General features: G+C 71.3%; 24 protein-coding genes. 4 read left to right on the forward strand and 20 right to left on the reverse strand.

Annotated features, from left to right (window positions below; genetic code table 11):
• Window positions 1-98: 98 nt before the first annotated feature.
• From AB0L00_RS25380 to AB0L00_RS25410, 7 genes are read right to left on the reverse strand one after another with little or no spacing between them, the layout of a single operon-like run.
• Window positions 99-914: a glutamate ABC transporter substrate-binding protein gene (locus tag AB0L00_RS25380; protein WP_364438774.1), complete on the reverse strand. Its 816-nt coding sequence runs from the start codon at window positions 912-914 to the stop codon at window positions 99-101.
• A gap of 12 nt (window positions 915-926) precedes the next feature.
• On the reverse strand, window positions 927-2,342 hold the full coding sequence (locus tag AB0L00_RS25385; RefSeq protein WP_364438777.1) for a hypothetical protein: 1,416 nt from the start codon (window positions 2,340-2,342) through the stop codon (window positions 927-929).
• A complete protein-coding gene (locus AB0L00_RS25390) occupies window positions 2,339-3,100 on the reverse strand; it encodes an FHA domain-containing protein (protein ID WP_364438780.1) in 762 nt (253 codons plus the stop codon). Before AB0L00_RS25390 ends, AB0L00_RS25385 begins: the two co-directional genes overlap by 4 nt.
• Before the next feature lie 2 nt (window positions 3,101-3,102).
• Window positions 3,103-4,398, reverse strand: a complete 1,296-nt coding sequence (locus tag AB0L00_RS25395; RefSeq protein ID WP_364438783.1) for a VWA domain-containing protein — start codon at window positions 4,396-4,398, stop codon at window positions 3,103-3,105.
• A complete protein-coding gene (locus AB0L00_RS25400) occupies window positions 4,391-5,377 on the reverse strand; it encodes a PP2C family serine/threonine-protein phosphatase (protein WP_364438786.1) in 987 nt (328 codons plus the stop codon). The genes AB0L00_RS25395 and AB0L00_RS25400 overlap by 8 nt, the downstream gene beginning before the upstream one ends.
• A 2-nt stretch (window positions 5,378-5,379) precedes the next feature.
• Window positions 5,380-7,785, reverse strand: coding sequence for a tetratricopeptide repeat protein (locus AB0L00_RS25405; protein ID WP_364438995.1), 2,406 nt, complete (start codon window positions 7,783-7,785; stop codon window positions 5,380-5,382).
• 59 nt (window positions 7,786-7,844) lie between these two features.
• Window positions 7,845-9,002: a hypothetical protein gene (locus AB0L00_RS25410; protein ID WP_364438789.1), complete on the reverse strand. Its 1,158-nt coding sequence runs from the start codon at window positions 9,000-9,002 to the stop codon at window positions 7,845-7,847.
• A 256-nt stretch (window positions 9,003-9,258) separates the two neighbouring features.
• On the opposite strand from AB0L00_RS25410, the gene sigJ reads away from it, so the two are divergent.
• Both sigJ and AB0L00_RS25420 read left to right on the forward strand, forming a co-directional pair.
• On the forward strand, window positions 9,259-10,203 hold the full coding sequence (sigJ, locus tag AB0L00_RS25415) for an RNA polymerase sigma factor SigJ (protein WP_364438791.1): 945 nt from the start codon (window positions 9,259-9,261) through the stop codon (window positions 10,201-10,203).
• A 32-nt stretch (window positions 10,204-10,235) separates the two neighbouring features.
• Complete coding sequence (locus AB0L00_RS25420; protein WP_364438793.1) at window positions 10,236-10,592, forward strand: DoxX family protein; 357 nt, start codon at window positions 10,236-10,238, stop codon at window positions 10,590-10,592.
• Window positions 10,593-10,611: 19 nt separating this feature from the next.
• On the opposite strand, the gene pqqE is transcribed toward AB0L00_RS25420, so the two are convergent.
• From pqqE to AB0L00_RS25450, 6 genes are all read right to left on the reverse strand, one after another.
• A complete protein-coding gene (gene pqqE / locus AB0L00_RS25425; protein WP_364438796.1) occupies window positions 10,612-11,688 on the reverse strand; it encodes a pyrroloquinoline quinone biosynthesis protein PqqE in 1,077 nt (358 codons plus the stop codon).
• The gene (gene pqqD / locus AB0L00_RS25430; protein ID WP_364438798.1) at window positions 11,685-11,945 is read right to left on the reverse strand and encodes a pyrroloquinoline quinone biosynthesis peptide chaperone PqqD; all 261 of its coding nucleotides are present in this window, start codon (window positions 11,943-11,945) and stop codon (window positions 11,685-11,687) included. Before pqqD ends, pqqE begins: the two co-directional genes overlap by 4 nt.
• Entirely contained in the window at window positions 11,942-12,649 is a 708-nt protein-coding gene (gene pqqC, locus AB0L00_RS25435; RefSeq protein WP_364438801.1) for a pyrroloquinoline-quinone synthase PqqC, read from the reverse strand. Before pqqC ends, pqqD begins: the two co-directional genes overlap by 4 nt.
• On the reverse strand, window positions 12,646-13,515 hold the full coding sequence (locus tag AB0L00_RS25440) for an MBL fold metallo-hydrolase (RefSeq protein WP_364438804.1): 870 nt from the start codon (window positions 13,513-13,515) through the stop codon (window positions 12,646-12,648). The genes pqqC and AB0L00_RS25440 overlap by 4 nt, the downstream gene beginning before the upstream one ends.
• Before the next feature lie 5 nt (window positions 13,516-13,520).
• Window positions 13,521-13,643 (reverse strand): hypothetical protein, encoded by a 123-nt coding sequence (locus AB0L00_RS25445; protein ID WP_345357656.1) that lies wholly within the window; start codon window positions 13,641-13,643, stop codon window positions 13,521-13,523.
• Window positions 13,644-14,105: 462 nt separating this feature from the next.
• On the reverse strand, window positions 14,106-14,984 hold the full coding sequence (locus AB0L00_RS25450; protein ID WP_364438807.1) for an alpha/beta hydrolase: 879 nt from the start codon (window positions 14,982-14,984) through the stop codon (window positions 14,106-14,108).
• A gap of 98 nt (window positions 14,985-15,082) precedes the next feature.
• On the opposite strand from AB0L00_RS25450, the gene AB0L00_RS25455 reads away from it, so the two are divergent.
• Window positions 15,083-15,496, forward strand: coding sequence for a helix-turn-helix domain-containing protein (locus AB0L00_RS25455; RefSeq protein WP_345357664.1), 414 nt, complete (start codon window positions 15,083-15,085; stop codon window positions 15,494-15,496).
• 144 nt (window positions 15,497-15,640) lie between these two features.
• Here AB0L00_RS25455 and AB0L00_RS25460 read toward each other — a convergent pair whose 3' ends face one another.
• The 7 genes from AB0L00_RS25460 to AB0L00_RS25490 form a co-directional block, all read right to left on the reverse strand.
• Window positions 15,641-16,984 (reverse strand): glycoside hydrolase family 27 protein, encoded by a 1,344-nt coding sequence (locus tag AB0L00_RS25460; protein WP_364438810.1) that lies wholly within the window; start codon window positions 16,982-16,984, stop codon window positions 15,641-15,643.
• Between the two features lie 89 nt (window positions 16,985-17,073).
• Window positions 17,074-18,597, reverse strand: a complete 1,524-nt coding sequence (locus AB0L00_RS25465; protein ID WP_364438812.1) for a glycosyl hydrolase family 28 protein — start codon at window positions 18,595-18,597, stop codon at window positions 17,074-17,076.
• Window positions 18,594-19,409 (reverse strand): hypothetical protein, encoded by an 816-nt coding sequence (locus tag AB0L00_RS25470; protein WP_364438815.1) that lies wholly within the window; start codon window positions 19,407-19,409, stop codon window positions 18,594-18,596. The genes AB0L00_RS25465 and AB0L00_RS25470 overlap by 4 nt, the downstream gene beginning before the upstream one ends.
• A complete protein-coding gene (locus AB0L00_RS25475; protein ID WP_364438818.1) occupies window positions 19,406-20,614 on the reverse strand; it encodes a glycoside hydrolase family 88 protein in 1,209 nt (402 codons plus the stop codon). Before AB0L00_RS25475 ends, AB0L00_RS25470 begins: the two co-directional genes overlap by 4 nt.
• Window positions 20,607-22,367, reverse strand: coding sequence for an alpha-L-fucosidase (locus tag AB0L00_RS25480; RefSeq protein WP_364438820.1), 1,761 nt, complete (start codon window positions 22,365-22,367; stop codon window positions 20,607-20,609). Before AB0L00_RS25480 ends, AB0L00_RS25475 begins: the two co-directional genes overlap by 8 nt.
• 142 nt (window positions 22,368-22,509) lie before the next feature.
• Window positions 22,510-24,546 (reverse strand): PQQ-dependent sugar dehydrogenase, encoded by a 2,037-nt coding sequence (locus AB0L00_RS25485; RefSeq protein WP_364438822.1) that lies wholly within the window; start codon window positions 24,544-24,546, stop codon window positions 22,510-22,512.
• A 224-nt stretch (window positions 24,547-24,770) separates the two neighbouring features.
• A complete protein-coding gene (locus tag AB0L00_RS25490) occupies window positions 24,771-25,778 on the reverse strand; it encodes a chitinase (RefSeq protein ID WP_364438825.1) in 1,008 nt (335 codons plus the stop codon).
• 238 nt (window positions 25,779-26,016) lie between these two features.
• On the opposite strand from AB0L00_RS25490, the gene AB0L00_RS25495 reads away from it, so the two are divergent.
• The gene (locus tag AB0L00_RS25495; protein WP_364438828.1) at window positions 26,017-26,688 is read left to right on the forward strand and encodes a FadR/GntR family transcriptional regulator; all 672 of its coding nucleotides are present in this window, start codon (window positions 26,017-26,019) and stop codon (window positions 26,686-26,688) included.
• The last annotated feature ends 25 nt before the right edge of the window (window positions 26,689-26,713 follow it).

Consider the following 26,713-nt stretch of genomic DNA (forward strand, 5'->3'; position numbering starts at 1 on the left):
CCCCACTCCCCGCGCCCGGCGCGCCCCCCGGCGCGCCGCGCCCGCCCGCGCCCCCGGCCCGCGCCGACAGGGGCGCGGGCCGGGCGTGTGCTACCGGCTCAGCCGCAGCCCTCGAACTGCGGGACCGTCGTCGTGACGTTCAGTCCCGTCGATCCGAACCACCGCTTGAGCAGGGTCGCGGCCGTGCCGTCCTGGTACATTTCGGTGATCGCCTTGTTGATGTCCTCGCAGCCCCGGATGTCGCCGGGGCGCAGCCCGACGCCGTACCGCTCGTCCGAGAACGGGGCGTTGACGAACCGGACCTGGTTCCCGCGCTGCGCGGCGAAGCCCGCGAGGATCAGGTCGTCGGTGGAGATGGCGTCGACCGTCCCGGAGACCAGGTCGTCCAGGCACTCCCCGTACGAGGAGGCCGGCACGAGCCGGGCGGCGATCTTGCGCTCCTCGGTGACGCGCCGCCAGGAGACCGAGCCGGTGACCTGGCACAGCCGCTTCCCGCGCAGGTCGCGTACGTTCCGTACGGTCGTCTCGCCCGCGCGCACCAGGGTGTCCTGGTGCGCGACGTAGTACGGGCCGGCGAAGACGACCTGGGTCTTGCGCTCCTGCGTGATGGAGTAGCTCGACACGACCATGTCGACGTCGCCGCCCCGCAGCGCCGCCTCCCGCTGGCCGCTGGTCAGCGGCTTGAACGTCAGGTGCTTGGCGCCGAGCCGCCGCGCGACGTCGCGGGCGACGTCGATGTCGAAGCCCTTGTAGGTGCCGCTCGAGTCGCGGAAGCCCAGACCGGGCTGGTCCTTGGAGACGCCGACGACCAGGTGGTCCTTGCCGCTGACCGACGAGGTCTCTCCGCCGGCCACCCCGCACCCGGCCGCCGCCAGCAACAGCGCCACCGCGAGGCCGATTCGACGTAGTCGCATCTGCGTGCTCCCTTACCGGTACTCGGACAGCCGCGGCCGGACCCCGGCGAGGATGAGGATGATGAGGACGACGGCCGCGCCGGGCAGGATGGCGTTCCACCCGCGGAGCCCGTGGTCACCGGAGGCGATCGCCCGGTCGAACGCGCGACCGTGCAGGTCCTTCAGGGCGACCAGCGCCTTGTCGTAGGCGTCGAAGTCGTCGGTCCCGCCGGCGAGCTTGACGGTGAGCGCCCGGCGGCGGTCGCCGGTCGCGACCAGCCGGATCGTCCGGTCGTCGTTCTGGACCTTCTGATAACCGGACAGCACCTTCCGCAGCGCCGCCTGCTGCCCGGGCAGCGTGATGTGGTGCGCCTCGGTGCCGTAGAAGCCGAGGAAGTCACTGCCGCCGATCTTCTCGTCGAGCAGGGAGTAGTAGGTGTCGAGGTTCCCCGCGGGGACGTAGAGGATCGCCTCGGACTTGTCGAGGTAGACCTGCTCGTACGTGTCGGCACGTCCCGGATCGAGCAGATAGCGGCTCTCGTCCGCGTGGGCGCTGTTGCTGATCGCCCGGGCCCGCGACAGCGCCAGCACCGAGTCGAAGCCGTCCTCCTTGGCGGTCCGCAGGCGCCCGGCCTCGCTGGACAGGAGCGCCACGCTCACCACGACGAGCACGAGGGTGCCCACCGTCGCCAGGGCGAGGAACGGGTTGACCAGGCGGCGGAAGCGCGTGGCGAAGTAGACCTGGACGCCGGCGAGGACGACGATGAGGAGCAGGCCGGTGAGCACGACCCAGATCCGGCCCCGTAGCACCGCCGACCGCTTCGCCTCGTACGTGCGGCGCACCTTCGTGCCGTTGTCGAGCGTCAGGTTGTACGCCTTCGGCAGCACGTCCAGCTTCATCAGGTCGGTCGCCTGCCGGTACAGCGCGGTGACGGCGGACGGCGGCGGCCCGGCGGCGTGCCTCGAGTTCTCGTCGGTGAGCAGCGCCTGGCCCGCCAGGCGCTCGTACCGGCCCAGCGCGTCCAGCATCGCCTGCGCGTTGCGCTGCTCGGTCGGGTCGCTGCCCGCCAGCCGCGAGCCCTGCAGCAGCGCGCCGTTCGCCTCGGACCGGCGCTGCTCGTACAACCGCAGCGCCGCGGCGCGCCGGCCGGCCAGCCCGGGGTCGCCGCCGATCAGCAGCGCGTCGGCGAGCTGGGCGTCCATGTCGCTGAGCGCGAAGTACAGGTCGCCGGTGGCGACCACCTGCGGGCCGGCGTCGTGGCCGATCACCCGCAGCCCGTCCCGGGCGTCCCGCACGGTCAGCGTGGTGACGAGGAGCACGACGAGCACCGCCAGGGCCGCGAGGGCGGCCAGCGCGCGGATGCGGCCCGGCATCGTCCGGATCCGCAGGCGCCCGGTCACCCGTCCCCGCCGGACCGGGGAGGACGGAGGAGTCGTCGTGATCGTCACCGCAGCCTCCGCAGCGTGATGGTGGTCCAGACGCCCACGTGCACGCGGTCGCCGTCGCGCAGCGGAACCTCCACGTTGACGGGGATGGGCGTGTCGCTCTCGTTGATGGTCGTGCCGTTGGTGGAGCCGGGGTCGACCAGCGTCCAGGTGCCGTCGGGCTTGGCGAGCAGGACCGCGTGGGTGTGCGAGACGCCCGGGTCGGCGGGGGGCTCGCTGAGGTCGATCTCCGGCGTGAGCCCCCGCGACGCGCTCCGCCGCCCGATCAGCACCTGCTCGCCGGAGAGGGGGATGCGCCGGGACGGGCAGTACGGCGGGAACGTGAAGCCCTCGTCCTCGGTCACCACACGGTCGTAGTACTCCCGGTCCGCGATGACGACGGCCGCCCAGTCGGTGGCCGGCGGATCGGGCTGGGGCGCCTTCGGGGGCGCCCAGTCACGCGTGACGGGATCCTCCTCGCCCGGGTCCCCGGCCGCCGGGGGCGGCACGGGCGGCGCCGCAGGGGGAGGCGGGGTGGGCCGGCCGCCGCCGACCGCGTAGTCGTACCCGCAGGCCTCGCAGAAGCGCCCGGTACGCGGCGCGCCGCAGTCGGGGCAGGGCTCACCGGCCGCCGGGGCCCCCGGGGCCGGCGTGCCGAAGGCGGGGGTCACCGGGGCGGCCGACGCGGAAGCCGGGACCGCCGCCGCGTCGCCGATGCGGGCGCCGCACACGTCGCAGTAGTCGGTGGCCGTCGAGGTGTGCCCGGCCGGACAGGTCGCCATGCTCAGCCCTCGCTCCGGCGCGTGCGCACGGTCTTGGTGGAGCGGGTGTCGAGGGACATCTCGTCGGCCTTGTCGACGTCCTTCCTGATCCGTACGCGACCGGTCGCCGGGTCGTCGACATCCACGACCTTGCCCAGGAGCGAGGCGATCGCCTCGTTGCCCGACTGGTGGGCCAGCGCGACGGCCCGGCCCAGCCGTGCCGTCGCGGTGTCGAGGTCGCCGTCCTTGCGGGCCTGCAGGCCGGCCTGGATGTTCTCGGCGAGCTCGGCCTGGCCGGTGTAGTGCGCGACCTTCGGGTTGATCCGGGTGGACTGGGCCTCGTCGTCGGTCCACTCGGCCAGCACGTTGCCGCTGGCCACCACCTGGTCGCCGAGCATCAGCTTGATCCACGCCGCCCGCATCTCCCGGCCGACCTCGCCGGCCGGGACCTCGACGCAGACGTGGTAGTCGCGGCTCTCGCTGCCCCACGCGCCGAGCGGGTAGTCCCCGGACCGCTCGTCGACGTCGGCCCGCCGTCCGGTGAGGTCCTCCACGCTCGGCAGGACCTGCTTGACGAACCGCAGCTTGGCGTACTGCGGCGTCCACACCCGCAGCGCGACGTCCGCGACGGCCTTGCCCATCGCGGCCTCGGTCATCGCCCGGAAGTCGGCCTCCAGGGCCTCCGGGCTCGCCACCATGTCCAGGCTGCCGAGCAGCGCGGAGGCGACCTTCCGCAGCTCGGCGACCTCCCAGTCGGTGCCCACGCCGCGGCAGTCGCAGACGAACCGGCCGACGGCCTGGGCCACCGCCGCGTCGAGCTGTTCCGGCGACTCGTGCTGGTTCTTGCCGTCGGTGAGCAGGATCGCGTGCCGGATGCCGTCCGGGTGCCCGGCGAACAGCCGTCCGGCGAGGGTCAGCCAGGCGCCCATTGCGGTGCCGCCCGTCGCCTTGAGCCGGCTCAGCGCGTCCTTGGCCTCCGCGCGGGTCTGCGCGTTCGCCGGGATCAGCTCCTCGGCTCGCGGGTAGACCATCGTGGCGCGGCTCGACCCGGAGACGATGGCGAAGTTCACCCCGTCGCGCAGGGTGTCCACCGCGGCCTGCGCCGCCTTGATCGCCGAGATCATCTTGTTCCGCGGATAGTCCATCGACCCGGAGGTGTCGATGATGATGACCTCGGCGGCGGACGTCCCGGCGCCCGTGCCGGCGGCGACCGGCGCCCCGGTCGACTCCACCGTGATGACCGCGTGGACCTCCTGGCCGCCCTGCGGCAGGTACTTGTTCTGGTCGATCCGGATGCTGAAGTCCGGCTGTTCACTCATTGCGCGTGCTCTCCTGTGTGAAAGGGATCACCACGACGGTGATGTTGTCGCGCCCTCCGGCGTCCAGCGCGAGGCGTACGAGATGCCGGGCCGCGGTCAGCGGGTCGGCGTCCGGCAGGACGGCGGCCAGGCCCGCCGCCTCCGGGTAGTAGTTCCACAGCCCGTCGCTGCACAGCAGCAGCGTGCCGGGTCCCTCCGGGACGAAGGACGTCACGTGCTGCTCGACCTCGCCCGCGTCGGCGCCGAGCCAGGCGACGATGGCGTGGGCGTTCGGGTGGGCCTGCGCCTCGGCCTCGGTCAGCGCGCCGTGCGCGACCATCTCGGCGGCCCAGGAGTCGTCGGCGGTGAGCTGCCGTGACGCCTCCCCGCCGAGCCAGTACGCGCGGCTGTCCCCGACCCAGCCGACGGTGACCCCGGCCGGCCCGGCGTACGCCGAGACGTACGTGCAGGCCGGCGCGTCGTGCGGCGACTCGGCGAGCGCCGTGACCGCCTCCACCGCCCGCGTCAGCGCCGCCCGGGTGGCCTTCTCGGGGTCGTCGCCCGCCGTGAGGCGCTCGGTGAGCACCGCCAGGCCCGCGTCGGCGCCGGTCTGGGAGGCCACCTGGGGCAGGGGAGAACTCGACACGCCGTCGCAGACGATCGCCGCGACGCCCGCGCCGGCCACGGCCAGGCCCATCGCGTCCTCGTTGCGGCTGTGCCGCAGGCCCCGGTCCGTCACCCCGGCGGCGCCGCCCGCCTCGACCTCGACGTGGTCCCGGTCGCCGGGCCGCAGCAGGCCGCACCGCTCGCAGTACCCGTCCTCGCTGAACGCCGTCGAACCGCACTCCGCGCAGGCCCCGGCCGGCGCCGGCCCGCCCGCCGGGGACCCGCCGTCCCCGGCGGCGGGCGCGGCGGTCAGGGACCGGCCGCACGCCTCGCAGAACGCCTCACCGGCGAAGACCTCGCTGCCGCACCACGGGCAGCTCTCCTGGGCGCCCACGCTCAGATCACCGTCATCGGGCGTACGGCGTTGGCCTGGTCGACCAGCCGGTGCCGTTCGGCGCGGGTCGTGGCCAGCCGGGCGAGCGACCGGTAGGTCTCCTCCAGCTTGCGGCGCAGCCCGGACTCGGTCAGCGGCGTGCCGAGCACCGAGCCGGTGCCGTCGCCGGCGCGGCGCACCCGTTCGAGCGCGGCCTCCAGCACGCCGAGGGCGAGCAGCCCGTGGCGGCCGGGGTCGAGGTCGAGGGCGGCCAGCCGGGCGGCGGCGCCGACCAGGTCCGGCTCGGTGATCTCGGCCGGGTCCCGGTCGCGCACGGCCGTGTGCACCGCGGAGATCTGCGCAGCGACGTGGTGACTGGAGATCTTGGGCACCGAGTCCAGCGCCTGCGACGCCCCGGCGCGGTTCCCCAGGGCGAGCCGCGCCCGGGCCAGCCCGTAGCACGCCGTGACGAACGCCCGGTCGGTGCGCCACACGGCCTCGTGCAGGCCCGCCGCCCCGGCGTGGTCGCCGAGCAGCTCGCGGCAGTACGCCAGGCCCAGCTTGGGCGCCGCCTCACCCGGCATCAGCGTGTACAGCTCGTCGAACAGGCCGGCCGCCTCCGGGACCTGCCCGGCCGCCAGTACCGCGACCGCGCGGTACCAGCCGACGCGCCAGTCCTCCTGCGGCAGGGCGTCCAGCACCGCGTGCGCCCCCGCCGTGTCGCCTAGCTCGACGCGCACCCGGGCCAGCGTCAGGTCGACCTCGGGCGTACGGGTGGGCGCGTTCGTCAGGGCGTCGGCGAGCCGCTCCGGCTCCAGCGCGGTGAGACCGGCGAGGAAACCGGCGGCCGGGTCGGCGGAGTCCACCAGCGGCGCCGGCAACGTCGCGGCGGCGTCCGCCGGCACGAGCGGGTCGAACACGTCCCCCGCCGTGAACCGCTCCGGCCCGAACAGCGTCGAGGCCGCCGGGCGCGGCTTGCCGTCCTCGGCGGACAGCACCTCGCGCAGCACGCCCGTGAGCTGGTCGGCCATGTCGGAGGCGTCCTGGAACCGGAAGTCCGGGTCGGCGTGGGTGGCGCGGCGCAGCAGCCGGTCGTAGGACTCGTAGCGCGCGAGGACGGGCACCTCCTCGCGCGGCGGCAGGTTCGTCTCCCACTTGGTGGTGTAGCCCTTGAACGGGAAGCTCAGCACGGCCAGCGTCCGGCCCACCGTGTACAGGTCGGAGCCCACCGACGGGCCGACGTCGGCGATCTCGGGCGCCTGGTAGCCGACCGTCCCGTAGATCGCGCCGTCCACGTCGTCCACGCGCCGGACGCCGCCGAGGTCGATCAGCTTGAGCTGCTCCTCGGACTGGATGGCGTTGTCCGGCTTGAAATCGCAGTAGAGGACGCCGAGGCCGTGCAGGTAGTCGAAGGCGCGCAGCACCTCGATGCCGTACGCGATGACCTGGGGGAGCGGCAGCGCGGCGTCCGGGCCCTCCTGCTCGCGCCGATCCTTGAGGATGTCCTTGAGCGGCCGGCCGCCGACGTACTCCATGACGATGTACCCGGAGCCGTCGTGCTGCACGAAGTTGTAGATCTTGACGATGTTGGGGTGCTCGACCTCCGCGAGGAACGCCCGCTCGGCCGCCGCCGCGGCCAGCGCGTCGGCGTCCCCGGTGTCGAGCAGGCCCTTGAGCACGACCCACCGGTCGCTGACGTTCCGGTCGCGGGCCAGGTAGATCCAGCCCAGGCCGCCGTGCGCGAGACAGCCCAGCACCTCGTACTGCCCGCCGACCAGGTCGCCCGCCTTGAGCTTCGGCGAGAACGAGAAGGGGGTGCCGTCCTTCGGGCAGAACCCCTCCGCGCGGCCCGGCCGGTCGCCGCGCGAGCGCCCCACCGGCTCACCGCAGACGCTGCAGAAGCGCTTGTTCTCCGCGACGACGGGGTTGGCCAGCACCGCCGAGGCGGGGTCGCGGTACGGCACGCGGGGCACCTCGACCAGGCCCGCGCCGAGCATCCCGCGCCGGCGCGACGAGGACCGCGACGAGCCGGTGCGGACGCTGCGGCTCGACGTGCTGCCCGTGATGCCGGTGACGCCCGTCCCGCGGCTGACCGGCGCCGACCGCGCGGACGGGGACGTCCGGGCCGAGCCCGGGGCCGCCGCGGACCCGCCCGCCGGAGCCTGGGCCGCCCCGGATCCGGCGGCCGGCGCCAGCCCGCAGAGGTCGCAGTACCCGTCCACGATCGTGCCGCCGCAGCCCGGCCGCGCGCAGCGGTCGTCGGGCGCGGCCGCGGGCGGCGGGACGGCGGCGGCCGGAGGCGGGACGGCGGCCGCCGGGGCCGGGGTGGCGGCCATGCCGCAGACGTCGCAGTAGCCGTCCTGGACGGTCCCGGTGCAACCGGGCTGGGTACACCGGTCGTTCACCGGCGCGGCGGCGGTGGGTGCCATACCGCATACGACGCAGTACCCGTCCTCCACGGTTCCGGTGCAGCCGGGCTGAGTGCAGTTCACTTTCTGTCTCCGATCGCACGCTGGTACTCCGCCAGCGCCGCGGTGGATCGCCGCAGGTCGCAGGGGGAGGTCCAGAGCAGGTCGTAGGCACGCTGGTAGAGGTCCGTCAGCTCGGGGTCCTCCGCGCCGCCGAGCCGCCCGGCCTTGGCGCGGTACGCGTCGAGCCGGCCCCGGAGTTCGTCGCGCCGCTCCAGGAGCCCGGCGATCGTCGCCACGGTCGTCCGCGCCTGTTCGAGGGCGCCCGCGGCGGCCTCCTCCAACTGCGCGACCCGCGCGGCCAGTTCGGTCCACCGGCCCGGTACGGCGCCCATCGCGGCCAGCCGGTCGGCCAGCGCCGCCGACGAGCCCGGCAGGTCCGGCAGCATCGGCGAGGCGATCTTCGCGAGGACCCGGTCGCGTACGAGCACGGCCTCGTCCTCGGCGGCGCGGACCAGGCCGATCGTCTCCTCGATGCGCCGCAGCCGCCGGCCGTAGTCGGCCCGGACGCGGACCGCCTCCTCCAGGCGGGAGCGCAGCGAAGCGAGGGCCGCGTCGACATCGTCGAAGGCGGCCGGGCCGATCGACAGCGGGTCCGTCCGCACCGTCTCGCGGAGTCCGTCCAGCTCGCCCTTCATCCGGTCGTACTCCGGGTCGGGGCCGAGGGACTCCAGCATCCGCTCGACGGCGCGCGCCGCCTCGGCCGCCCGGTCGAGCCGGGTGAGCAGCGCCGACCAGGCGGTGTCCACCTCGGCGATGTCGCGCGCCGCCTTCTCGTACAGCGCGGTCATCCGGGCGACGACGTCGTCGAGGGACAGGCGCTCGGTGGACGGGCCGAGCAGCGTCCGCTTCTCGAGCGGGATCGAGGTGGCCAGCTCGATCGACGGGCCGCGCAGCAGGCGCTCCAGCTCCGTCAGCTCGTCGTCATCGGGCCGCTTCCGCCGGGCCCGGATCTCCTCGGCCCGGCCGAGCACGCCGCCGTACGCCTCGAACAGCCGCCACATCGACGCCATCCGGTCGCCGATCTCCGCCCAGCTGTCGGCGGTACGTCCGGTCAGCGGCGCGCCCTTGAGGAGTTTGTACCCCTGCTGTGCCTCGAGTTCGAGCAGCCCGGAGGTGATGCGGTCCCGTTCGTCGCGCAGGCGGCCGAGGACACGGTCCACCTCGTCCCGGTTCACCGGCCCCCGTCCCACTTCTAGCCCGCACGCGGGTCGACCCCGGAAAGCACCGCTGTGCAAGCGAGTTTGTGCTGTTGTCACCTTTTGTCGGCTGACCAGTGTTCCCCAAAGCCCGAGTCGTCACAAGCGGCCCCGCCAACCGTTACCGTGCGGCGACCGCGGATTTCGAGAAGGCGAATCCGCCAGAGCGATGTCACACTTCCGCGCCGGCATCGCTCTCAGGTGGTGACTCGAACGCTCACCCCGGAGGAACCCCATGTCCCACAGCCCGCCAGATCCCGCGGCGGCCGCGGAGTCGTCGACGCGAGTCTTCGTCGACCACCGTGAGCTGCTGTTCTCCATCGTCTACTCGATGCTCGGCAGCGTCGCCGACACCGAGGACGTGCTGCAGGAGACGTGGCTGGCGTGGGACGCCCGCGGCCGCGCGTCCGACGGCGAACCGGTCGTGAACCCGCGGGCCTACCTCGTCCGGGTCGCGGTCAACCGGGCGCTGGCCCGGCAGGCGAGCGTCAGCCGCCGCCGGGAGGAGTACGTCGGGCCGTGGCTGCCCGAGCCGCTCGCCACCGCGCCGAACCCGGGCGACGGTGACGCGGGCGACGGTGACGCGGCCGACGGCGTCGTGCGCGCCGAGTCGGTGTCGATGGCGCTGCTCGTGGTCCTGGAGACGCTCTCCCCGCTGGAGCGCGCGGTCTTCGTGTTGCACGAGGTCTTCGGTTATTCCCACCCGGAGATCGCCGTCGCCCTCGGCCGCAGCGCCTCGGCGATCCGGCAACTGGCGCACCGCGCCCGTGAGCACGTGCACGCCCGCCGTCCCCGGTACCGGACCGACCCGCGCGTACGGCGTCAGGTGACCGAACGGTTCATCGCCGCCGTGACCGAGGGCGACGTCCAGGCCCTCATCCAGGTCCTGGCACCGGACGTGACCCTGTGGGCCGACGGCGGCGGCAAGGCGCGCGCGGCCGGCTCGCGGCCCGTCCGGGGACGGGACAGGATCGCCCGCCTGATCGTCGGCGACGCGGTCCGGCGCCCCATCCCGGACCTCACGGTCCGCTACCGGTACGTCAACGGCGATCCGTCGGCGGTGCTGCTGTCGGGCGACACGGTCCGCGCGGTCGTCGTCCTCGACCTGACCGCCGACGGCACCCAGGTCAGCGGCATCTACACCGTCACCAACCCGGACAAGCTGTCCCGCCTCGGCTGACCGCCGGGCCGACCGTCTCGAGGGAGTCTCCCGTGCTCACCGCCTATGTCGTCGTCGCCGTACTCGCCATCGCGGCGAACGGCTTCTCGGGCATCGCGGCCATCGCCCACTTCAAGCCGATCCTGCCGCCCATGGCCCGGGCCGGAGTGCCGGAGTCGTGGCTGACGTTCCCGATCGGCACCCTGAAGCTCGCGGGCGCCGTGGGGCTGCTGCTCGGCCTCGCCGGCGTTCCGCTGGTCGGCGCCGCCGCGGCGATCGGACTGATCCTCTTCTTCGTGTGCGCCCTGTACACCCACATCCGCGCGAGCGACTACTCGTCCCAGTTCGGCCTGGCGTGCGGCTTCCTGGCGCTGGCGATCGCCGCGCTCGCCCTCGGCCTGACGACCTGACGGATCCCCCGGCCGGTGGTCAGGCGCCGGGGCGGCGGTAGACGAAGTCCGCGTCGGCGGGGGTCTCGGTGAGCTCCCGGATCAGATGGTGGTCGGGGGACAGCCGGCAGGCCGGGTCCGTACGGGCCGGGTCGCCGGTCAGCGCGAAGGCCTGGCAGCGGCAGCCGCCGAAGTCGACCTCCCGCTGCGGGCAGGTGCGGCACGGCTCGCGCATCCACTCCGTGCCGCGGTAGGCGTTGAAGGCGGGGGAGTGCGCCCAGATCCAGGCGAGGGAGTGGTCGCGGGCGTTCGGCGGGGACAGGGCCGGCAGGGCGTAGGCGACCGGGCACGGCAGCACGCGCCCGTCCGGGGCGATCGTGATCGAGCGGTTGCCCCAGCCGCCCATGCACGGTTTGGCCACGCCTTCGTAGTAGTCCGGCACCACCCAGATCAACTCGATCGGGGAGTGTTCCCGCCAGCGGCGTACGGTCTCCTCGGCGGCGGCCAGCGCCTCCCGGCCCGGCAGGAGGGCGGCCCGGTTGCGCAGCGCCCAGCCGTAGAACTGGGTGTTGGCCAGCTCGATCCGCTCGGCGCCCCACTCAACGCCCAGCCGGATGATCCCGTCCAGGCCGGCGAGGTTGTGCCGGTGCAGGACGACGTTGAGGCCCAGGGGCAGGCCGGCGGCGCGTACGACCTCGGCCGCACGTTCCTTGTCCGCGAAGGACCGCCGGCCCGCGATGCGGTCGGAGGCCGCCGCGGTCGCGTCCTGGACCGAGAGCTGGACGCTGTGCAGCCCGGCGTCGACGAGCGCGCCGAGCCGGTCCGCGTCGAGGCCGACGCCGCTGGTGACGAGCTGGGTGTAGATCCCGGCGCGCTCGGCGGCCGCGACGATCTCGGCCAGGTCGGGCCGCAGGAGGGGCTCGCCGCCGGAGATGTGGGCGTGTACGACGCCGAGGTCGCCCGCCTCGGCCATCAGCCGAACCCACTCGGCGGTGTCCAGCTCGGCGGAGCGCCGCACCAGCTCGAGCGGGTTCGAGCAGTACGGGCAGTGCAACGGGCAGGCGTGCGTGACCTCGGCCAGCAGCGCCCACGGCGGCTCGACCCCCTGGGCGCTCACCGCAGCCACCCCTCGTCACGGACCCGGTCGAGGAACGCGCCGACGTCGTCGGCGACGGGTGCGCCGGGGAAGTCCTGCGCCAGCTCGCCGACGATCTGGTCCGCCGTGCGGCTCCCGTCGCACAGCCGCAGGATCCGGCCCGCCTCCGCGTTCAGGACGACGACGCGCTCGGGCATCACGAGCAGGTCCCGGTCCCGCACCCGGTCCCGGCGCAGCACGATCGAGGCGGCCAGCGCCGGCCGCCACTCGGCGCTCATCCGCGCTCCACCGCGTCGAGGAGGCTCCACAGGACGTCGCACTTGAACGCCAGGGCGGCGAGCGCGCGCTCCTGGTCGGCGCGGCTCCGCGCCCAGTCCCGTACGAGACCGATCGCCTCCTGACTGTCGTTGCGCCCCTGGGTAATCCGGCCGCGGAAGTACCGCAGCCCGTCCGCGTCGACCCAGGGATAGTGGCGCTCGAACGCCTCGATGCGCACGCGCATGAGGTCCGGCGCGAACAGCTCGGTCAGCGAGGACGCCACGGCCTCCAAGGGGGAGCGCAGACGGCAGAAGTTGACGTAGCCGTCCACGGCGAGGCGTACGCCCGGCAGGACGTCCTCGCCCGACAGCAGCCGGTCCCGGTCGAGGCCGGCCGCCTCACCGAGCCGCAGCCACCGCTCGATGCCGCCCTCGCCGGGGGCGGTGCCGTCGTGGTCGTGGATGCGGTGGATCCACATCCGCCGCAGCTCGGACGTCTCCAGTTTGGCCAGGATGAGGGCGTCCTTGATCGGGATGTGCCGTTGGTAGTGGAAGCGGTTGAGGATCCAGCGCTGCAGCTCCTCGGGCGTCAGCGCGCCCTCGTGCATCCGCAGGTTGAAGGGATGGCGGTGGTGGTAGCGGCGGAGGACGACGTCCCGCAGCCGCTCCTCGAACCCGGCCGCCGTCCAGGGGCTCAGGTCCGGGTCCATGTCGGTGACGCTCACAGCTCGATCACCGTCCTGTCGGGCGCGACCTCGATGCCCAGGGCCGCCAGTGACGCGTGGGCCGGGGCGGTCGGGTCGACCAGTGGGTTGGTGTTGTTCAGGTGGGTGTAGAGGCGCCGCCGGGCCCGCAGCCGCGACAGCGGGCCGGCGGTCCACGTGATCGGCAGGTGCCCCATCTGGGTGGCGGTCCGCTCCGAGATCCCCATGCGGCGGGGCTCGTCGTCGTCCCAGAACGTGCCGTCGATGATCACGCAGTCCGCGAGCGCGAGGACCTCGTCGAGGGCGGGCGACCAGTCGGCCACGCAGGGCGCGTAGACCGCGGTCCGGTCGCCGTCGGCGAGGAGCAGCGCCACCGACCACGCGCCGTAGGCGCCGGCGTCGGCGGCGTAGCGCGGCCGCTTGCCCGACACGCGTACGGCCTGCACGGTGACGGCTCCGCCGAGCCGCAGCGGCCGGTCCTCGGGCAGGTCGTGCCAGGTCAGGCGGGTGTACGGGGTCAGGACGTCGTCCAGGCGGAGCCGGTCGCGCAGCGCGCCGGTGACCGCGGGTGTCGCGATGACGTCGACGGACGCGGCCTCGCGCAGCCGCGCGAGGCCGAGGGTGTGGTCGAGTTCCGCGTCGGTGAGGATCACCCCGGCCAGGGGCGTGTCACGCGAGCCGGGGACCGGCGTGCCGCAGAACTCGACCTGGTCGGCGATGTCCGGCGTGGCGTTGATGACGAACCATCGGTCGCCGACGCGGATCGCCGCCGAGGCGTGCCGGCGCCGTCGCTCCGGGTGGGAGCGGGCACCGGCACACCCCGGGCATGCGCAGTTCCACTGGGGCACGCCGCCGCCGGCGGCCGTGCCGAGGATCTGCAGCAGCAAGGGTCTTACCGGGTGGAGAGGAAGTACGCGGACGCCTCCATCGACGTCTCGACGATGTCGTAGTCCGGCTTCCTCCAGGTGGTCTGCTCGCCACCCCGGCGCTTCCCCTTGCCGTGGATGTCTGCCATCGTCACCATCCCTTCGATCGATCGGTGCCTCCGGCGGACGGTGCCCGCCGGACGTCGTTCATCGGGTGCCGCGGCCGGTGGGGAAGTCCCCGCCTACGCGGTCCTCGTCGATCGCGGCTGCTGTGGAAGTCCTCGTGGAAGACGGGCACGCTCTCGGCGGCCCGGGTGCCGTCCACCTCCAGCTTGACCCACCGCGCCATGCGGGTCGTCGGCAGGTCGATGAACCGCACGGCCTTCGCGTTTCCGGTGTTCCGGTCCTGATCGGGTCGCCCCAGGTCGCGCCGTCATCACCGACGTGGACCGTGTAATCCGTGATGCGACCGGAGTCCTCCTCGTCGTCGTTTTCGAGATCGACACCCATGCCCTTGTAAGCCGGGTAAGCCGCGGAGTCAAGGTGTTCGCGGCGTTCACGCGGTGCGGGTCGCCGGTCATGTGGACGACGACACGCGACCCTCGTCGCGGTCACAGGTGCCGGTCGGCGGCGAGGAACGATGTCAGCAGCGGGAGGAGGGCGTCGGGGCGGTCCAGCGGGATGATGTGGCCGCAGTCGTCGATGAGGTGGGCGGTGAGATCGTCGCTGACCGGCCGCAACTGGCGTTCGAGGGCGTTCCCGACGGGGTGCGCGCCGATGGCCATGGTGGGCACGGTGAGCCGGTGGGACTCGACGGCGTCCTGGATCTGCCGCGCGCCGGCGGGCAGGGCCCGGTAGTAGGAGAAGGCGCAGCGCAGCGCGTCGGTTCCGGTGTAGGCGCCGACGAACGCGTCGCGAATCGGGCGCGGCACGCCGCGGCCGCGGGTGCCGGTGGTGAGGAACCAGTCGATGTACTCGGCTTCGTGGCCGGTCAGGACCGTCTCCGCGAGGCCCGGAACCGAGTGGAAGCCGAACCACCAGGGCGGACCGCCGGCGAGGAAGTCCTCGGCGCCGGGCAACCGGCCCAGCAGTGACTCCATGAGGACGAGCCGTCTGACGCGGTCGGGCCGCCGCATGGCGAACAGGAACGCCGGCGGGGTACCCGCGTCGATGCCGACGACCGCCGCCGTCGGTTCGCCCAGAGCGTCCAGGAGCCGTTCGGCGTCGGTGGCGAGGGTGCCGGGGTCGTAGCCGTCCGGTGCCCTCGTGGTGGCGCCGAACCCCCGGAGGTCCGGGGCGATGACGCGGTACCGCCCGGAGAGACCGGCGATCACCTCGGTCCACAGCCGCCAGGTGTGTGGGAAGCCGTGCAGCAGCAGGACGGCGGGCCCGACCCCGGCGGTCGCCACGTTCACCTCGATGCCGTTGACCGGCACCCGGTTCAGGGAGATCTCGGGTGCGGAGGGGCGCGAGGGGGCTGTGCCGGGCATGGTCTCTCCCAGGTGGTTACCAATGGTGACAAGGAGAGATTAGGTAACCTTTGTGCCTCTCCCAAGACGGCACTTTCTCGACAGGCGGTGAGCTCCAGGTGACCTCCTCTCCGGCCCGTACACCGAAGGGAACGCGCGGCGACCTCTTCGACCCCGGATGTCCGACCCGTCGGCTGCTGGACCGCATCGGCACAAAGTGGACGTCCATGGCCGTCAAGGTCCTGGCGGACGCGTCGCCGCAGGAGGTGCGCTTCGCCGAGCTCCAGCGGCGGATGCCCGGGGTCTCGCAGAAGATGCTGTCCACGACGCTGCGGAGCCTGACCCGCGACGGCCTGGTCGCCCGCCGGGTGGAGCCGACCGTGCCACCGCGCGTCCACTACCGGCTCACCGACCTGGGGCTGTCGCTCGAGGTCGTGCTCGCCGCGGTCCGGGACTGGGCCGAGGAGCACATGGCCGAGATCGACCGCGCCGACACGACCGACCGTCCCCGGCCCGGCGACGCCGGCGGGTGACCCCGATCTCGAACGCATCCTGTGTCGCTCCCTGGGATGAGCAGTGCCATGGATACTCGGTTTCGGATCGAAGAACCGGACAGGTGCGGTGGACCGGCCGTCGCGAGGGGCTGGGACGGCCGGTCAACCGGTCTGGATCGTGGGTCAGAGGGGATGGGCGCGGATCAGGCGCGTCTCTCCGGGCCGGAGGGTCGCGCTGTAGGAGTCCGTCACCATGCCGGTGTCCTTGCCGGACCACAGGTCGGTGACGTCGGCGCTGCCGGAGAAGCCGACCTGTGACCAGGTGACGCTGATGGTGGAGTCGCCGGACGTGCCGGTGTTGAACAGCGCCACGACGTAGTCGCCGTTCGACTCCTTCTTGCGCCAGACCTGCTTGACGCCGCTGTTCACGATCCGGCTCGCGGCGACACCGTCCTGGTCGACGCCGATGAGCCGGTCGTTGGTCAGCATCGCCTTGTCGGTGCCGTTCAGGGCCGTAAGGTCGGTGCCGAGCAGCAGCGGTGAGGCCGCCATCGCCCACAGCGTGAACATCGACCGGCGCTGGTCGGCGGTCAGGCCGGCCTGGTCACCGTTGCCGATCTCCAGGGAGTCCAGGTCGTTCCAGCCGCCCGGCCCGGCGTACTGCTGCCAGGAGGCGGCTGACCCGAACCGGGTCGACACGTGCGACCAGTCCGTCAGCGGGTAGCCGCTGCCGTTGGAACCCGAGCCGCAGTAGCACTCGACGTCGCCCTGGGTGCGCCAGCTGTTGGCCAGCTTCTTCCAGGTCGCGGCGTTGGCGATGGGCAGATTGTTGGACAGCGCGAAGTTGATCGGACGGCCGGTGGCGCGCAGCGCCTTGTCCCACGCCTGGACGTCGGCGACGTCGGCGCCGCCCACTCCGTCGATCTTGAGGTAGTCGACGCCCCACGAGGCGAACTGCTTCGCCCAGGAGTTCACGAACTCCTGGGCGCCCGCCTTGGAGTAGTCGATGTAGTACATGTTCTTGCAGTTGTAGTTCTTCTCCGTCTTGGACGTGTCCGCGATGTCCTTCGCGTGGTACGACGTGCCCTCCACCGGGGTGTTCTTGGTGACGGCGTTCTTGGCGATGCCGGGCGTCACGTAGAAGCCGAACTTCAGTCCCTTGCCGTGCACATGGTCGGCGAGCGCCTTGATGCCGGACGGGAACTTGGACGTGTCGACGGCCCAGCGGCCGTACGAGTCGACGGTGAAGCCGTTCGAGTCGCACTTCTGCCAGAAGTCGTCGAGGTTGACGTAGACGAAGCCGTGGTCCTTCAGGCCGCTGCTCGCGAGAGCGTCGGCCTGGGCCTTGATCTTCGCCTCGGTCGGCCAGCGGCGGACGAAGCTCCAGCTGCTCCAGCCCATCGCGGGCCGGACCGATTGACCGTTGTCCGACGCGTGGGCCGCGCCCGGTACGGCCAGCGCGGTGGCCGCCACAACGAGGGCGCGCCCGATGGCGCTCGCTCCGCGAGCGCGGTTCGCGGCGCCCAACGCGCCGTCTTCCCTCGTCGCTCTGGTCGCTGCGCTCCCGGCGCTCCTCAGTCCAGACGACGCGCGCCGCTCACGACGGGCCCTCATCGTCAGCTCCTGCACGACCGGGTCGAGCCGCCGCTGGTGGCGACGCGCAGCGATTCGCCGGAGGTGTTGGCGCTGTTCGTCGCGCAGTAGCCGTCGATGCTCTGGAAGAGCATGTCGGAGGGGCTGTCGCCGCCGCGCTGCGCGGTGAAGTGGTCGAAGCTGATCGCGCTGCCGGTGTTGGCGATGACCGCGGGCCGGCCGTCGTCCTTGCTGAACCGGACGGAGCTGTTGACGAACTTGATGTTGTTCGCGTTGTGGATGTACCAGCCGTACGCGGGGCGGGTGCCGATGCTCTTCGGGTTGTAGTCACCGCTGTCGCTGGGGACGCCGGTGCCCATCGTGCCGTTCCCGCCGGGCACGGTCAGGTTGACGTTCGTGAACGTCACGTTGCTGATCTGGTTGCCGCCGGACTGGCCCCAGATGGTCGGGCTGAACGACGGGCTCACGCCGGTGCCGGTGACGTTGTCGAACGTGATGGCCGAGATGTGACCGACGCCGGGGCTGTTGCCGCAGCGTTTCCGGGTGCCGACCTTCAGCATGATCGGCGAGTGCACGCCGGACATCGTGATGTCGCTGTAGTGGACGTCGGAGATGTTCGCGCCGTCCATCGACACCATGCCGAGACCGGACTTCTCCGCGCCGGTGATGGTGATGTGGGAGAACCTGTAGTCGGTGAAGTCGCCGCAGGTCTCCGAGCCGAACATCAGCGCGTTGCAGCACTTGGCCGACAGCTTCGAGTCGGTGACGGTGACGTGGCCGTTCGGCAGCTTGGTGCCGAGGGCGTAGTCGCTCTTGAACGGCAGGGCGTCGTCGTTGGCGGCGATGTTCGCATTGCTGATCGCGACGTTGGTCGTGCTGATGATGTTCCAGCCGTCGCGGTCGCTCGCCGTGTCGATGGTCAGATGGTCGGACGTGACGTGGTCGCAGCCGTTGACGAGCGCCGCGAAGTGGCCACCGCGCCGCAGCGTGATGCCGCTGAGCGTGAGGTTCGTGCAGCGGGTCAGCGAGATGATCTTGTCGGCCTGACCGCTGTCCGGGTTGCCGGTGATGAGGTGGCCGCCGCCGTCGATGGTCCCGGAGCCGGTGAACCCGATGTTGGTGAGCTTGTCACCGTAGATCATCGCGTCGTGGAAGTGGCTGTGCCCGTAGTCCTGGTACTTGTCGTTGGAGTTCGACTCGGCCTTGTCGTAGCCGCTCCCGCTCGCGCCCTTGATGGTCGAGCCGGAGTCCAGCTGCAGCGTGACGTTGCTCTTCATGCGGATGGTGTTCGAGGACTTGTACGTCCCGGACGGGAAGCGCACCGTTCCACCGCCCGCGTCGTTGGCCGCGGTGATGGCCTTGTTGATCGCGGAGGTGTCGTTGGCGTCGCCGTCGCCCTTCGCGCCGTAGTCCTTGACGTTGAAGGTGCCGGCGGCCGTCGTACGGGCGGTGGCCGCGAGCACGGGCGGTTGCACCAGCCCGAGGACGGCGACCAGCCCGATGAGCGCCGCCAGTGCCCGGGCGAGGGGTCTCAGTGTGGTCTTCACGATTTCTTCCCTTGGTATCCGCGCATGTTGGTGAGGAGCATGTAGCAGTCCTGGAGGGAGCCGGAGGTGTCGCCGAGGGAGCGGTAGATCCCCCACTTGGGCCGGACGCGGTCGGCGAGGAAGGTGTCGACGCCGCTCTTCGCGGCGTCGATGACGGTCGTGCCGCCCTTCTTGAGGATCCAGCGGACCGCGCCGGTGGATCCGTCGCCGATGGTGACCTGGAAGTCGACGTCGATCCAGGTGTCGTGCAGCGGCGCGAGGGCGGTCCGGCCGACGAGGACGTCGCCCTCGATGACCTTGAGCTCGATGGTCTCCGCACCGCCGACCCGGCGCAGCGACTGGACGACGATCGGGCTGCTGCCCGTCCCCGGCTGCTTCAGCTGCATGATGTGCGTGAAGGTCGTCGTCGCCTTGAGCGAGCTCGGGATGTACATCGAGTACGTCATCCGCCAGATCTCACCGGCGTGCCACGTCAGGTAGGAGTCGCCGTTGCGCATCCCGGTGACCTCCTGGCGCTGCCGGTCGGTGGAGGTGTCCCGGTCGACCATGTGCATGTTGAAGCGGAAGTTGTCGCCCTGCGCGAAGATGTGCGGCTGCCCGGCCGGATGCGAGTCCGCGCGGTCGTCCTCGATCGTCTCGAACGCCTTGAGGCCGACGCTGCTCGCGGCGGGCGCCCACTTCTGCGTCCACGCCGTTGCGGCGAGGGCCGGGGCGCGCAGTGCGCCGGGCAGGGCCGTGGCGGCGGCGCCGCCGAGCGCCGTGCCGAGAATCGTGCGCCGAGAGAGGCCGGCGCGGAGCGGTTCGGAGGTCATCGCGTCGTTCCTTCGGTGCGGATGAACTGCTCGTTCATGATCAGGAAGGCGCCGAGGCCGTGGAAGTCGTTGGTCGCCCGGGTCCGGCCGACGTAGTAGGAGTACGAGCCGACGTTCGTGCCGACCGAGATGTCGGTCAGGTTCGTCCGTCCGTCGCTCCCCAGCGAGATCTTCTTCAGCACGCCCTGGTAGGCGCGGTCGGCGACCGCCTTGTAGTGCGCGTCGACGTAGCCCTGCTCCACCGCCCGCGACAGCGCGAACGCGAACATGCTCGAGCAGGACGTCTCGGTCCAGTCGCCGGACTGCGTGCCCTTGTCGACCACCTGGAACCAGCGACCCGTTGCCGAGTCCTGGTAGCGCTCGAGGCCGGCGGCGAGGTCGCGCAGGATGGTGAGCATCTGCGGCCTCCGCGCGTTGGTCGCCGGGACGGCGTCCAGCACGTTGACGGTGGCCATGGCGTACCAGCCGATCGCCCGGCACCAGTGCTCCGGCGCCAGGCCGGTCTTCGAGTCCGCCCAGCTCGCCTTCTTGGAATCGTCGTAGGCGTGCCGCAGCAGGCCGTTGGAGACCTGCAGGTGGGTGCCGTACGCCACGAGCTGCTTGGTCGCCTCGTCGTCGGTGTAGGCGGCGTCGCCGAACTCCTCGCCGTACTCGACGAGGAACGGGTTGACCATGTACGCCCCGTCGGCCCACAGCTGGTGCGCGCGGCTGCTGGACGTCCCGTGCCAGAACGCGCCGTCGGAGTTCCGCGGGTACGTCTTCAGCCGGTTGCGGATCTTCGCGGCGGCGGTCCGGTAGCGCGCCTGGCCGGTCTCGTGGTGCAGCAGGACGAGGATCCGGCCCGCCTGCATGCTGTCGAGGTTGTCGAAGCTCTGGTCGATGTTCCCCTTCGAGTCGACGAAGCGGTCCGCCCAGCTCTTGATGTACGACAGGTACTTCGCGTCGTGGGTGCGCTGGTAGACGAGGTACTGGCCGTACAGGTACAGCCCGACCGGGTACGACCAGCCGCCGATCTCGCTCGGGGTGTCCCGCGCGATGGTCGAGTCGACCACCGCCACCGACCAGTCGGTGGCCGCTGTGGCGGCGCGCCCGTGGCGGACGGCCGACGCCGGCGCGGTGAACGCGGTCAGCGCCGCGCAGAACACCGCCGTGAGCGCGACGAGGGGCCGCCCCGAGCCCAGAATGCGTTTTCTCGGCCTACGCATAGTCGGACCCCAGCCACATCTCGTCGATGAGCAGCTTCTTGTAGAACTTGGTGGCCGAGGACGCGGCCCACGTGCTGTCGACCTCGAGGCGGACGTAGCGCGCCGAGGAGATGCCGAGGTCGATGAACCGCACGCCGCGGGCGCTGGGCATCGTCCCGGACTTCACCGTCGACCAGGTCTTGCCGTCGGTGCTGGACTGGACCTTGTACGCCTTGATCCGTGCGGAGTCCTCGGTGTCCGACCGCTTGTAGCTCACGGACCACTCGCGCTGGTTGACGCCGAGGTAGGCCACCTTCTTGGCGGAGCCGAGGTCGAGGGTGACGGTCACCGGCAGGGTGCCGTTGTTGTCCCACCACTTCAGGTAGCTGCCGTCGACGAGGTCGCCCGCCGGGTAGCCGCTCTTGGACGCGCTCGCCGTCGCGGTCACGCCGGAGTAGATGCCGGTACGGCCGGACGTCTGGACCTTGAAGACGGTGTCGTAGGGGTCCCAGCTGCTGATGCCGGTGATGGTCACCGAGCCGCCGGACTGGCTGAAGCTCATCGCCGCGCCGGTGCGCAGGTTCGTGACCCCGGTGACCTTGTAGCCGTTGTCGCGGACCTTCAGCGTGCTCGTCGACGGCTTGGTCAGCACGTGGATGTAGTGCAGGTTCGGGTCGGTCTTGCTGATGGTGGTGACGCCGTACGCCCCGTCGTTCCAGGAGCCGGGCTGTAGGCCGCCGTACATGTAGCCGCCGCCCTCGGTCCCGTCGATCGAGCTCCAGATCGGGCCGAGGTAGGTGTTGAGGAAGTCGTTGTAGGAGGTCTGGTTCGACGGGAACTTGCCGTTGACCTGCGCCGTCTCGGCCATCAGCGACTTGATGGAGGAGCCGGCGTTGCTGACGAGCCGCCCGACGTTCAGCGCCTTGTCGACCGAGGAGTTGCTGCCGTCGTACCACCAGGCGCCGGTCGACGGGAGCTTGTAGCAGGCCTCGGTGAGGCGGGGCGCGGGGGACCAGGTCGCGGCCGGGTAGTCGTACGCCGGGGTCATGCCGGTCTTCTGCTCGTTGCTGACCGTGTCCATGATCGGCGTGTCTTCGTTGTTGTTGGACAGCAGCATGTCCGGCCGGTCCTTGCGGATCTTCTCGTAGAGACCGTGGTCGATCCAGTACTGGCTGTCGTTGTCGATCCAGAACCCGGCCAGGTCGGGGTAGTTCTGCATGACCTCGACGAAGTTGTCGTAGGAGAACTGCCCGAAGCCGTCGTTGGTCGTGAGGTCGACGGTCTTGCCCTTGTACTTGGAGTAGGCGGAGGAGTCGAGCCACTCGTGGCCGCCCTCGTCGTGCCACTGCGGGTCGTTGGTCATGTAGAGGATGACCTTCAGGCCCTTGGCCTTCGCCGCGCTGATCAGCTCGCCCAGGAAGTCGCGCTTGGTGGTGCAGCTGCCAGGGATCTTGGACGGCCAGGCCCGCGCGTAACCGAGCCGGCTGTGGAACGACGCGAGCACGAGGTACTTAGCGTGCAGCTTCTGGGCCTCGCTCACCCAGTAGTCCGCGCTCCAGCCGCCGTTCGTCACGTCGGACTCCCAGGCGCTGCAACTCGTGTGGGCGGGGCTCGTACGCAGGCCCCAGTGCAGGAACAGCCCGGCGGTGGAGTTGCGGAGCCAGTCCTGGCGCGGGTTGGTCAGCTCGGCCCGGGCGGGGCCGGCCGTCGTGGTGAGGGTGAGGGCGAGCGCCGCCAGACCGGCGGCCGGCAGGAGCAGTGATCGTCGTCGCATGGGCGGGGTTCTTCCTGGGGGAGAGGGACCGTCGCGGTCGGGGTGAGGGGTGACCGCGCCCCGGCCGGTGGGGCCGGGATGAGGGTGACCGCGCCCCGGGCCCCTGGCGCACCGGGGACGCGGTCACGTATTCGGGGGAGGGCTATTTCAGGTCGATCCGGAACACCTTGTCCGAGCCGTCGGCCTGGTTTCCGTTGTTGTCGCAGTTGGTGGTGGACAGCCACAGCGCGTTCTTGCCGGGGATGGTCTCCACGGTCCGCAGTCGGCCGTACGTGTTCACGTAGTAGGCCGCCGGCGTGCCGGTGGTCGTGCCGTCGACCGGGACGCGCCACAGCCGCTGGCCCTTCAGCGCCGCGACGTACAGGGCGCCGTCGGCGTACGTGATGTCGCTGGGCGAGGCCTGGGACACCGACCACTGCACCTTCGGGTTGGTCATCCCGGAGGTGCTGCACTTCCCCTCACAGGTCGGCCAGCCGTAGTTCTTGCCCGGCTCGATGAGGTTGACCTCGTCGTACTTGCTGTTGCCGAACTCCGCCTCCCACAGGCGGCCCTGCGGGTCCCAGGTGATGCCCTGCGGGTTGCGGTGCCCGTAGCTGTAGACGAGCGTGCCGAACGGGTTGCCGGGGGCCGGCTTGCCGTCCGTGGTCATCCGCAGGATCTTGCCGTTCAGGGAGGTCTTGTCCTGCGCGAGGTCCGGCGTCTGCGCCTCGCCGGTGGTGGCGTACAGGTAGCCGTCCGGGCCGAACTTCAGCCGCCCGCCGTTGTGGTAGCGGTTCTTCTTGATGCCCTGGACGAGGACCGTGTAGCCGCTCAGCGAGCTGCCGTCGTAGGTCATCCGGACGATCCGGTTGCCCTCCGAGGCCGTGTGCATGATGTAGACGTAGTGGTCGCTGTTCCAGTTCGGCGAGACCGCGATGCCCAGCAGGCCGCCCTCGCCGTCGGTCGTCATGGTGTTCGGCACGGTGCCGACCTGGGTCTTCGTGCCGCTCTGGGTGAGCTTGAAGACCTTGAAGGAGTCGCGTTCGGTGATCAGCGCGGAGCCGTCCGGCAGCCAGGACATCCCCCAGGGGATCGTCCAGCCGGACGAGACGGTGGTGATGGTCGAGGGCACGCCGCCGCCGGAGGAGGCCCCCGTCTTCACCGTCACCGCGTTGCTCGCGTCGGAGACGTTGTTGCCCGCGTCCTTCGCCTTCACGGTGAACGTGTAGGAGGTGTTCGCGGCCAGGCCGTTGATCGTCGTGGAGGTGGTCTTGACTCCGGTAACGATGGCCGTGCCGCCGCTGTAGACGTCGTAGCCGGTGACGCCCACGTTGTCGGTGGACGCGTCCCAGGCCAGGGAGACGCTGCCGCTCGTCACGCCGGTGGAGCGCAGGTTCGCCGGCGCGGTCGGCGGCTGCGTGTCGTCGGTCGCCGCGGTGGTCACCGTGACGGTGGCGCTGCTGGGCGACACGTTGCCCGCGGCATCCCGCGCGAATACCGTCAGCCGGTACTGCGTCTTCGGCGTCAGCCCGGTGATGGTCTTGCTCGTCGCGGTGCCGGCGGCCTCGGAGATCTTGTTGCCGTCGTTGTAGATGTCGTAGGCGGCCACGCCGACGTCGTCGGTCGAGGCTTCCCAGGCGAGTGTGACGCTGTCGCTGGTCACTCCGGTCGAGTGGACGTCGCCCGGGGTGGTCGGCGCCTGGGTGTCGCCGCCCGTCGCGCCGTAGACCTGCAGCTCCTGCAGGGAGTAGCCGTAGCCGCTGGTGTTCCGGCAGCGCTTCGTGCCGTACACGCGGACGTAACGGCCGCTCGCCTTCAGCCCGGTCAGGTCGTCCGTGCCGCCGTCGCCGGAGGTCGTCGAGTAGACGTCCGTCCAGGTGGAGTGGTCGCCGGAGGTCTGCACGCGGTACGCCGTGGCGCACGAGGCGTCCCAGGTCAGCTTGACCTCGCTGATCTGGGCGGTCGCGCCGAGGTCGACGTAGATCCACTGCGGGTCGGAGTCGCGTACGCTCGCCCACCGCGTGGAGGTGTCGCCGTCGACGGCGTACTTCGCGGCGTACCCCGATCCGCCTTCCGAGGACGCCGTCGTGGGTTTGTTCTGGCTCAGCAGCACGGGCGCGGCCGCGTGCGCCGAGGAGGTTGCGATCAACAGCCCGGCGCCGAGCGCGCTCGCGCTGAGCCAGGCAAAGGTTTTCTTCATGATCCTGCCGCCGCTCTGCGGTAAAGATGGGATCTTTGCTGGAAATCTAACAGCGACTTTTCCGCTGTCAATGGCTTGTTGGATTTTGGTAGATGCAGATCCACCGGGTGTTCGATTGGTCGTCAGGTGGCCGGACCGAGGTGTGCCTGTGGGCACATACATCGGATGTATCCACCTGGTGGTCGCCCGGCGTGCCTCACACGGAGGCACGCCGGGCGAGAGCGTCAGCCCGTGTACTGGGCGAAGATCTTGGAGTAGGCGTAGGCCGACTGGGAGACGCCGCTGCACGAGTCGCCGGCGCTCTCGCCGGAGCCGCACTTGCGGTCGCGGTTGACGGCCCAGAAGGTGAGCCGCGCGATGTGATGGCTCTTGGCGTACGACAGGATCGTCTGGAAGTCGCCGGTGGACACGGTCTCGTCGGACTCGTCGGTCTTGCCGTTCATCGACGAGATCCCGATGTGGGCGTAGGCCTGCGAGTCGCTGTAGCCGTACGCGCTCTTGACGGCGTTCTTCAGCCCGTCCGCGGCGGACGTCGTGGCGCTGCCCATCGAGCCGCTGTGGCTGCCGAAGTCGAACGGCATGATCGTCCAGCCGTCATTGTCGAGCCCGGCCTTGGCGCCCCGGTTGATCAGCGACTTGCCGGTGGAGTCCGGGCCGCTGGGGGTCGTGCCGAACGTGATGTACGTCTTGATCCCGGAGTTCTTCGACTTGACGATCTTCAGTGCGTCGATGACCCGCTGCTGCACCGTCCCGTTGGAGAACTCGGTCGACTCGATGTCGATGTCGATGGCCTTCAGTCCATAGGCGTCGATCACCTTCTGGTACGCCCCGGCGAGGGTGGAGGCGCTGGAGCAGTGCTCGCCGAGCTTGTTCCCGCTCCAGCCGCCGAACGAGACGACGACGTCGCCGCCCGCGGAGCGGATGGAGTTGATGGCCGTCTTGTCGGAGCCGGTGAGGGAGCGGCTGCCGTCCCACTTCGGGTTGCAGCCGCCGTCCGACAGGACGAAGGCGAGGGTGAGCCACTTGACACCCGTCGCGGACAGCACCGAGGCGGGTGCCTGCGGGTTCCCCCAGCCGAGGTACTCGTACGGGGCGACGGCCACGCCGGGGGAGGCGGCGGCGCTTGGGCCCGCGTCGCGGGCGGCGGGATTGGCGTGGCAGGGCGTGGCGACCATCTGGGCGGCCGTCACGGCGGCGGCGGCGACGAGCAGGGTGCGCGGGGCAATGGGCATGGGTCGGGCTCCTTCCGCCGACGCGGTACGCGGCCCCCGACGCGCTCCCGGCAGGCAATGTCCGAGTAACGGTCATAGGTTAGGAAACCTTCCTAACCTATGACCGTAGATGTCATACCACCCGACGGTCCATGTCAAGCCCCGCCGTGCGGGTGGCCGGTGTGGGCCACATGGCAGGCTGGGAACGCGCGACGATCTGTTGGCGTTCATCGGAGGGGCCGGTAGGGGAGGGGCGACGATGCCGATCACGGATGACGCGATCGAGAAGATCAAGGGCATGATCGTGTCGGGTGAGCTGCGGCCTGGTGACCGGCTTCCCAAGGAGGCGGACCTGGCGGCCCAACTGGGCCTGTCCCGCAACTCACTGCGGGAGGCCGTCCGGGCCCTGTCACTGGTCAGGATCCTCGACGTCCGGCAGGGCGACGGGACGTACGTCACCAGCCTCGAGCCGAAGGCGCTGCTCGACGGGCTCAGCTTCATCGTCGACCTGCACCACGACAGGACCGTCCTGGAGTTCTTCGAGGTACGCCGGATCCTCGAGCCCGCCGCCACGGCGCTGGCGGCCCGGCAGATCAGCCTCGAGACCATCGACGCCCTGCGCGACCACCTGGCGAAGGTCACCGACGAGTCCGCCGTGGAGGACCTCGTCGAGAACGACCTGGAGTTCCACCGGCGGATCGCCGAAGCCGCCGGGAACTCCGTCCTGTACTCCCTCGTCGACACCCTCTGCGGCCCGACCATCCGAGCGCGCGTGTGGCGCGGGCTCACCCAGGAGGGCGCGCTCCGGCGCACTCTGGACGAGCACCACGCCATCCTCGACGCCCTGGCGGCCCGGCAGGCCGACGTCGCCCACGCCCTGGCCACCGTGCACGTCGCCGGCGTCGAGCAGTGGCTGCGCAAGGCCCTCTGACCCGCCGCCGCGCCTCCTCCGTACC

The sequence above is a fragment of the Actinoallomurus sp. NPDC052308 genome, assembly GCF_040679195.1.
Taxonomy (GTDB): domain Bacteria; phylum Actinomycetota; class Actinomycetes; order Streptosporangiales; family Streptosporangiaceae; genus Actinoallomurus; species Actinoallomurus liliacearum.